Below are 8,063 nucleotides of genomic sequence, written 5' to 3' on the forward strand. Positions count from 1 at the left end.
ACTGAACAGTTGTTGATGCCCGAACGCTACAAGTTTATGGAAACAAGCCAGCATTTCATTTGGCAAACTCAAAAAAACATACCCAAGAATGACTATTAGGTAGCAGTCAAAACACCTAAACGTTGGCCCACGTCGACAAGATGCCAACCCACAAACGCAACCAATTGATCGTCGGATTTCCCAATTGTTCGTATAAACTTGCTATGAATGAACGAGTCGGCCTGAACTATCGCCAAAGCTCAAGAAACGACAGGACATCTGCGCAACGAAAGCTGAAACATGGATAACGACCAAGCTGCATTTATCAAAGAGACCGCTCAACACACCCGTATGGCCCACTTTTCGCTCGTTGCGACATCGATTGTACTAATTGTTTTGGCGCTGACCTACAGAGAAGCCAGCGTAGATCGAGCTTTGAGTGAGTTGAGTGATGTCAGGAGGCTTGCAGCAGCTTTTGGTCAGAAGGACATATACTCGATTTTCGGTGAATCCGATCAAGCGCCTGTCAATTTCGTAGGTATTGATGATCCTTCTGAAGCGGAAACCCGCTACGTATGCATTCCAGAATTCGAGGGAATTCGACATATAAGCTGGCTAGACAGTGCGGCGCACCTAAAGAATGTTACGCTGCAAGCGCCACAATTCGAGAGCTTGGCGGAGGATGAAGCGCCATGGATTGACTGGCTTCTTTGGTCCTCTCCTGATTGGAGCGTTGAGTTACCTAAATTACCCAGTTCGCTTACCTTTGATGAGATTGCGAACGTTTGGGAGAATCGGCCGGATATTGAACTCGATAACTGGCATGACACAGGTAATGCGCTTCTTTGGCTGTCTATTGATCCCGTTCCTGATAGCTTGTACCGCCTCAGTAATGTAAACTCTGAGTTAAGCGACACTCCCCTAGCTGAGCTAAAGGACGCTTGGAACAAGGCTCACAACGGAGGATTTGTCGAGATATCGCAATCCCGTTTGCTTGGTGTAGCAAGTTGGGCGGACAGCATGATTCTGGACTTTGATGCACCCCAGAAGAATCAAAACATTTTCAGATGTTTAGACGATCTTGGCCCAACCTATCTGTTTTCTGGAAGGCAGATTATCGAAAGACTCGATCAGCCAGAAGTAGACTTCTTTCTAGGTTCGCACGATCTTGCTGACCTCGTAAAGCACCTAGGATCGGATGCGTTCTCGCCGAACAGTACATATGTAATTGGTGAAACTGGCGTTATAACAGTTGATGATCTAGACGAGCCTACGAGCGCCAGCGTTTCGCCAGCGGCGTACATTTTGGAAACAGTGATTTCGCGCGAAGGCATCTCTGTGCTACCCGCCTTTCTAACGTTGAACTCGGGTGAACTCGCAGATGCGCCATTCGACGAAGCTTTCGATGACGTAGAAGGCAACTTGGGGGAAGCACTTTCTCTAACGCTAGATGAAGCCGAAGCACTATTGGGAAGCTCTTTGTTTCAAAGTCGCGATGATGTATCTCTACTGGGTGTTTCCTTTCCAACAGCACTGGCGACGTCGTCCGGTTTGAGTATTCTTGTGGTCGCTCAACTGTACTTTTTACTTCATCTTCAGCAATTTCGCCGTCGCTTCGAAACTGTACCCAGAATAGTTGAATTTCCTTGGATTGCGCTCTATCCAGATCCACTAGCTCGAATTATCTTTATTTTTTCCGTTGGTTTATTGCCAGGATTGGCAATCTTCGCCCTTTCAAGAATAGACAGCGGCGTTTTCGACGTAGTTCTGGGCCCACAACTCATTTATACAATCTTATTTGGGCTCCTTGGCGCGGGATGTGCCGTAGCAACGACAGCTACTGCGATTTCATTGCCGCGATTTATTCAACGATAAATCAAGAGTTTGAACTCCGGTCTTTGCCTTGGTTTGCCAACACGGCATACATTATCGCAGAGAATTTCCCGGCCTTACGGTGCTTCCCAAGCTGCGGAAATACCTGCCGCCGCGCATCTGACGCCGTTCAAGGAAACAAGTTCCTTTCCTAAGCGGCAACAAGAGGCTCAATAGCTGACACGTCGATCTCCTTTGCAGCCAGCGCCATGTCGTAATTCGTCTGCAGGTTCACCCAGTAAGCCGGGGTCGTGTTGAACACGCGGGCGAGGCGCAGCGCCGTGTCAGGCGTGATTCCTGTCGTGCCCTTGATCAATCTCTCAATGCGCGTCCGAGGCACACTCAGACGCCGCGCAAACGCGATTGTCCCCATATCCAGGGGATCAAGGTAAAGCTCTTTCAGGACTTCACCGGGGTGCATTGGTTCTTCAAGCGGGCTCATCAGCGTATCCTCTCAATGGTAATCGACAATCTCGACATCGGCAGGGCCGTTCGGCGTCCAGACAAAGCAGATGCGCCATTGCCCGTTGATCCGCACGGAATGTTGCCCAGCCCGATCACCTTTCAGTTCTTCCAAATGGTTGCCGGGCGGAAAGCGTAAATCCTCCACAACAACCGCAGCATCCAGCGCCGTGAGCATCGCCCGCGTCCGCTTCACCAAGTCACCGGGGAAGCCTTTTCCATACTTGCCCCTCAAGGCATTGGACGCGAGTTTGCCCTTGGTGCTTAGGATCATAATAGTTGGTATCACTACAAGATACATGTGTCAAGTAATGATACGTTTCTTGGGTGCGCGAGTAGATCGCCAGCTTGCAGGCGCTGGGATTTCGCAGGACAAATTGCGCGACAAGCCGAGTCGCGTTGAGCGCACCCCTGCGGACAAGGAGTGGATCGAGGCTTTTTGCAGCGCTGCTGATCCGCACAACGCGGCGCTTGTCCGGTTCATGTTCGAGACGGCGGCGCGGATCGATCAGGCTGTTTCGTTAGAGCCTCATGATCTGCGGCCCGCCGAGAACAAGGCCAGGGTGAAGGCCCAGAAGGGACACCCCGAGAGCTGGATCACGGTATCGCCAGAGATGATGGACGAACTGCTGGCCTTGCTACCAAAGCGACCCAAGAACCGCAAGACCGGTAAATTCATGAAGCCGCGCGTTTTTGGCTATGGCAGCTCGACCGGGTACAACACACGCTGGAAAACCATCTGCAAGCGGGCTGGCATCCAATACCTAACCGCACCGTGCGTGGCGAATGGCTGGGGCAATACATCTTTGAAACTATCGAGGAGGCACAAGAGCAAGCGACTGAATGGCTCTGGACATACAACAACGAGCGACCCAACATGGGCATTGGCGGCATGACGCCTGCCATGAAACTAAAAACAGCTGCGTGAATTCTACGGCTGAGCCCAATTAAAAAATGGGGGGATTACCGATTGATGTCGAAGACGCTAAACCATCCATAAACCACCTACGCGCAACCGCAGCATTTCTTGGTGCCAGAGATTTTTTCCGCAAAGATGCGCTCTGCGCCAATCGCTTCAAGGGCGGAGGTTTGGGCATCAAGATGCTGATCCTCTGTCGAGACACGCGCGTAGCCGATGATCACTTTGCGTCCCTTCCAAAAAACCTTCAACAACCGATTGGATTTTGAACGGGGTTTGTGGTGGCGTCAATCGGGGCGGTTTGCGAGTGTGCCAAAAAGGAGGGTTTGTTGAATAATACTAGACGACGATGCCCTTCGTTGCTGCCTCTGGGTAAAGTTCGATCAAGGCCATCTTAAAGATTTTTTCAAGCTCCTTACCCCGTCCTGAGTCTTTGATATCGGCAGCCTCGGAAAACCGCTCTCTGAGCGGCGCAATGTCAAAGAACACATCGGGGCGATCCAGCTTCAACTGTCGTTCATAGCTGTCTCGCCAATCGAGTGGATCTTCGCGGGACTGAAATTTCCAAAGCTTGTCACCGTTGGCGGCAGTTGTTTCTTCGGTTGACACGCAAACCTCGGATATTTCTTCCGGACTGATATTGTATTTTTCGAAGTGACGTTCGCCCATCGCAATGCGCCACGTCAGGCCAGGAAGCAGGTCAAGATACCTCAAGGCGTTCATATCTTGTCCTGAATCGTACAGATACTCACCAGTCGCCGCGTGATAAGTAGGATATTTCACACTATGGGAGAAGCGGTTCACATACTCAGAGTCGTCTTGATCATACCCAAGAGCCCCATGCGCGGCATATCCTGAGTAACAATAGTAAAATGCTTTGCCATCAGGGAAAAAAATCCGCCAAGCATTGTCGATAGCGATCAACTTCTTATCGACCGATGTAGCAGAAGAGCGGAGTGATAAAGATGCCTCTGCGTGCGCAGACTTGGGGAAAAAGTTGATAATATATCCGGGCATTCTCAAAGAGACATAACCCACATCTTCTAAGTTTACGAACCTAGCTAAGCCAGCATCTTCAAAGCCTTTAAAGTTGCTCATTTCTCGCGCCAACTCAGATGCACCATACTTAGTGATCTTAAAGTCTGCTGGTAGGCTTCTGCAAAATTGAAAGAACTCTTGGCGGCTTTCAAGGTTGTTCCCATCTGCATCCATATAGAAGTTAAGCTTTAGGCTGGCCATCTATTAGTCTCCTCGTCCAAGATATGGGAGCCGCCTAATTTCTATCTGAACTCCCATACTTCGCGCTTCTTGAGAGATGTTGCGGCTGATGTGCGTATTGGTTCCAGTATAAATTCGATAAGATAGGTTGCCGGTTCTGGCTGCCGAAATCTGATTTCTAATCTGCCTTGTCAAGTTAAGAACCAGAACATCTTTTATTTCAATGAGATGTGTCGATGTTACAGAGTCTGGAACTGTCTTTTGACTTGGGCCACCATATGTAGCGTTATTTTTAGTCAGGCCTTCTTCATTCCTTACACGTTCTTCGTTTCGACGACCTCTTGCAAATCTGGCCTTAAGCCACTGCGGTATCGAGCCTCGCACACGTGGCGGGCGGCCAGTGCCCTGCTGGACCCCTGTTCTCGGCCCACCCGGTTGTGCGCCAACGGTTGTGCGTGGCCGCCCAGTCGGTCGGTTCAACGGTCCGGTGATCCCACGCCCTGTCGGGTCCCACTGCGCGAGAACAATGTTCTCGCCGTGATCAGCCTCGGCTGGGGCGACCTCGCTCTCGAACTCCCAGAGCATACCGCGCATTCCGAACAGCGGCGGGTCAAGCGTTTCGATATTGGCGAAGCGTGTCGGAGCAGGCACTTGATCGCCCGCATCAGCGACGGCATAGCCCAGATGGGTGGACAGCTCAATGTAGAGGCCTCGGAGCTGGTTGTTCGGTTCCCGCTGTGCAGTATGTAGGTTGTAGAGCAGACCGTTAGGGCCGACGAAAGTGTTGTCCGCAAGGCCCGACATAGAGCCATAGCGGAATTTCTCGCCTATGTAGCGGCGCAGGCTGTCTGTGTAGAGTTCGGTGCTGAACCATGTATCCCAGTCACCAACCGATTCCGGTTCGGCGGTTTCCCAGGAGTCTGGGTCCACACCTTGCAGGAAGGCGACCGTCAGCCATTCGTCTGCTGTTTCGCATGGGATGGTTAGGCCAGCATGCGGGATTTCCAGATCGTCCTGCATCGCCGTAAGGATAGCGAGCAGTTCAGCCTGGTTTCCGATGTCCGATGCAACCTGTGCCCTGCGCCGAAGGCGCTGGCCGTAGGCATCATCCGTCTCATCGACCTGTCGCTCGTAGGGCATCTCGGCGACATTCACGCGCGGACAGCGGCCTGTGGGGCAGTCAATGGCCTCATACCGTCCGCCACCCAGCGAACGGAACGATGTAGGGGAAGTGCCCTCGCTACCTTCTTCCGGGAGGCTCATCTGATTGCACCCGTTTCAAGCTGGTTGCGGACGGCAAGCATACGAAGGGTTCCTGTATTCAAATGCGGGCGGGAACAGATCGCCTGCACATCCTTGCGCGACCAAAACGGCTTTCCTTTGTCCAGCGTGATGCCAATGTAGTCACGGATATCCCGGTCGAGGTGAAGACCTGCATCGCTTGCTTCCTGCGTCAGCCGCCGGATTTCATTCTGCCAGCCGCTTTCGGTCTCGAATATCTGCCGCCGATGCGGCCACAATTCAGCGGACTGTCCGGCGACATCCCGAATGAATCTCTCCCGTACACCGCCTTCAAGCAGGGCGATATCATCCGGCGTTAGCCTGAACGGCAGGACCGCGGTATTCTGTGGTGATCCAAATACCTCAGACGGACCGATTTGGGTGCAACTACCGCCGCTGCCACTTTCAATGATCATCGACAGGGTAGCGGACGCCGAGGGCAACGTGAAGAACTGGCGGGCACGCTCTTCCCAGTACCGGATGCCTATAAAATACGGGAAGGCCACACGAGGGTCCCAAAAGCGGAAAAGAGACCAGCGCATGTCCTCTTCCACCTGAACACGGGTAAAGCGACGAAAGTGACGCCAAACGACCTCCATCGAAGCAGATGATCGAATTATAATTCCGGTGGAATGGCCCCAGTGATCCGCGACGAATTTGCGTTGAAACGCAGGAACCTGTGATGGATCATCACATGCTGCGTCTAGCAAGGTCATGTCGATCAGATATGGGGCGCTTTCCTTCCAGTCTTCAGCAGCCTTCCCCTTGAAGAGGCACCGAACCTCCACATCAAGCATGTCGAGATCAAAGACCTTCGAGACAGCTTTACGAAGGGTAGCATCCACGAGAAGATAGGTGCGCAACGATGGCCCCGTCTCCGGATGGCCGAACAAAACGCCTTTCAATTCTGGCGTTATCCAGCGCTCATCTTCATTAGAGTTTGGCAGATCGTGGACCGCTACATCCAGATATTGCGATAAACCGCCTGATGTATCAGCAACACCGGAGGTTAAAGTGGTATTGGTCCAGTAATCTTCAATGTCGTCTGCACTCAAAGCCTGCCACCTATGGAACGTTATATAATTCAATTGTTTTAAAGTTATCTTATGTAGGGCGTTCTACAACCCAGAGTCGTGCCTCTACATTACTTATTTGATATACATAGTATAATCAGATGAGCCAATCTCCCAAAAACCATCGTTCTTGAAACGTACGGCAGAGCGGAACGGTCACATATGACGTGACTGCTGGAACCTTGAGGGAAATCTAAAGACCGCGGCCCAAAAGTTCATCGCGCGTTGGAAGAACACCCATCTGCGCCAACGCTATCTCCACTTCTTTAGCGCGTTCGACCTGCGCCGAGTCTGTGGTGATCACGTTGGTTTCTTGTGTAGCGACAAGGGTGCCGGGGCCGATATTGAACGTCAGGGCATAGCCGGGCAGGCTTTGCGGGTCGATGCGGGTAGGAAACCACGCCATCCAACCGGGCCATGCGCGGTGGTCGAAGACGGCATCGTAAATGGGATAGTTACGTGATCCGACCGCCACAAAGAGCGGCGTGCGCCATGCAACAATCTGGGTGATGACATTGATCCACTCCTGTAACGTCAGGGTATGTTCAGGGGGATCAACATAATTTCTACCTAAAAAACTCAACTGATTGTTCATGAAGCGTGTCGTTCCACCGCTGTAACCCAGACTGGCGGTGTAATATCGTGGGTCCGGTTTGGGAATGGCTGCGCTTTCAGCAGTTGTCTCTATGGTAAAGAAGGTGTCATCGTCACCCGTGCTGCGGAGAAATCTATAGAACTCTTCGGGCTGTGCGATAATATCCAAACCTGTATTGGCCTCTTGCTCAGCAGGAGTTCGCACGTGCCGCCATTGCTCGACAAATCTATTGGTGCCGATAAGACGGCTTGCCAAGTCAAGAAAGCCCGCGACCCCTTCACGCAAGGTTTCTGGCCGTAAAGTGAAATGTGAAGAAAGGTGAGGACTATCCTTAGATCGTGGACGTGACCTTGGCTGTTCCAAGGCCTCCCGCCGTGCATCTTATGTTGAGCTGAGTGTTCTCTTAGATCAAGCTGCTACTTCAACTGTCCGTCGTCAGGGTTCTTGGGGCCAATTGCGTCCTAAACTAAGAGAGAGTTTGGCTCATCTGGTTGTTTTGATTATGCAGCGTGCTGGCGGTGAAGCAAGCGTCGCGCTTCGAGTGTCTTTCGTTTGATCCTTTCCCTTTGCTTTAGAATGGCTTTGTCCCTACCGAAGTAGACGTCGGCGGGTGTGACGTTGTTGATGCTCTCGTGGTATCGCTGATGGTTGTAGTGATCGACGA

At 51.9% G+C, this 8,063-nt stretch carries 7 protein-coding genes and 3 pseudogenes; 2 read left to right on the forward strand and 8 right to left on the reverse strand.

Features of this window, described 5'->3' with window-relative positions; translation table 11 throughout:
• The first annotated feature begins 279 nt into the window (after nucleotides 1–279).
• Nucleotides 280–1,854, forward strand: coding sequence for a hypothetical protein (locus ABJL60_RS10675; RefSeq protein WP_348373941.1), 1,575 nt, complete (start codon nucleotides 280–282; stop codon nucleotides 1,852–1,854).
• Between the two features lie 148 nt (nucleotides 1,855–2,002).
• Here the strand turns inward: ABJL60_RS10675 and ABJL60_RS10680 are convergent, their stop codons facing one another.
• Together ABJL60_RS10680 and ABJL60_RS10685 are read right to left on the reverse strand one after the other, a co-directional pair.
• Complete coding sequence (locus ABJL60_RS10680) at nucleotides 2,003–2,293, reverse strand: HigA family addiction module antitoxin (RefSeq protein WP_348373942.1); 291 nt, start codon at nucleotides 2,291–2,293, stop codon at nucleotides 2,003–2,005.
• 12 nt (nucleotides 2,294–2,305) lie between these two features.
• On the reverse strand, nucleotides 2,306–2,602 hold the full coding sequence (locus tag ABJL60_RS10685; RefSeq protein ID WP_348373943.1) for a type II toxin-antitoxin system RelE/ParE family toxin: 297 nt from the start codon (nucleotides 2,600–2,602) through the stop codon (nucleotides 2,306–2,308).
• A 477-nt stretch (nucleotides 2,603–3,079) separates the two neighbouring features.
• Between ABJL60_RS10685 and ABJL60_RS10690 the strand changes: the two are divergent.
• Nucleotides 3,080–3,241 (forward strand): annotated as a pseudogene (locus tag ABJL60_RS10690) (integrase core domain-containing protein); the annotation flags it as partial.
• Nucleotides 3,242–3,339: 98 nt separating this feature from the next.
• Here ABJL60_RS10690 and ABJL60_RS10695 read toward each other — a convergent pair.
• The 6 genes and pseudogenes from ABJL60_RS10695 to ABJL60_RS10720 form a co-directional block, all read right to left on the reverse strand.
• Nucleotides 3,340–3,456, reverse strand: a pseudogene (locus ABJL60_RS10695) (recombinase family protein); the annotation flags it as partial.
• 115 nt (nucleotides 3,457–3,571) lie between these two features.
• Nucleotides 3,572–4,471, reverse strand: a complete 900-nt coding sequence (locus ABJL60_RS10700) for a hypothetical protein (protein ID WP_348373944.1) — start codon at nucleotides 4,469–4,471, stop codon at nucleotides 3,572–3,574.
• Between the two features lie 3 nt (nucleotides 4,472–4,474).
• Nucleotides 4,475–5,713, reverse strand: a complete 1,239-nt coding sequence (locus ABJL60_RS10705; protein ID WP_348373945.1) for a putative toxin — start codon at nucleotides 5,711–5,713, stop codon at nucleotides 4,475–4,477.
• Nucleotides 5,710–6,786, reverse strand: a complete 1,077-nt coding sequence (locus tag ABJL60_RS10710) for a DUF4123 domain-containing protein (RefSeq protein ID WP_348373946.1) — start codon at nucleotides 6,784–6,786, stop codon at nucleotides 5,710–5,712. Before ABJL60_RS10710 ends, ABJL60_RS10705 begins: the two co-directional genes overlap by 4 nt.
• Nucleotides 6,787–6,997: 211 nt before the next feature.
• Complete coding sequence (locus ABJL60_RS10715; RefSeq protein WP_348373947.1) at nucleotides 6,998–7,684, reverse strand: hypothetical protein; 687 nt, start codon at nucleotides 7,682–7,684, stop codon at nucleotides 6,998–7,000.
• 215 nt (nucleotides 7,685–7,899) lie between these two features.
• Nucleotides 7,900–8,063 (reverse strand): annotated as a pseudogene (locus ABJL60_RS10720) (IS3 family transposase); the annotation flags it as partial.

Source organism: Ascidiaceihabitans sp. (assembly GCF_039986515.1).
GTDB lineage: Bacteria > Pseudomonadota > Alphaproteobacteria > Rhodobacterales > Rhodobacteraceae > Ascidiaceihabitans.

Excerpts from the sequence above, each read along its gene's own strand:
- ABJL60_RS10700 (WP_348373944.1), bottom strand. The coding sequence starts at position 4,471 with ATGGCCAGCCTAAAGCTTAACTTCTATATGGATGCAGATGGGAACAAC.
- ABJL60_RS10675 (WP_348373941.1), top strand. The coding sequence starts at position 280 with ATGGATAACGACCAAGCTGCATTTATCAAAGAGACCGCTCAACACACC.
- ABJL60_RS10705 (WP_348373945.1), bottom strand. The coding sequence starts at position 5,713 with ATGAGCCTCCCGGAAGAAGGTAGCGAGGGCACTTCCCCTACATCGTTC.
- ABJL60_RS10680 (WP_348373942.1), bottom strand. The coding sequence starts at position 2,293 with ATGAGCCCGCTTGAAGAACCAATGCACCCCGGTGAAGTCCTGAAAGAG.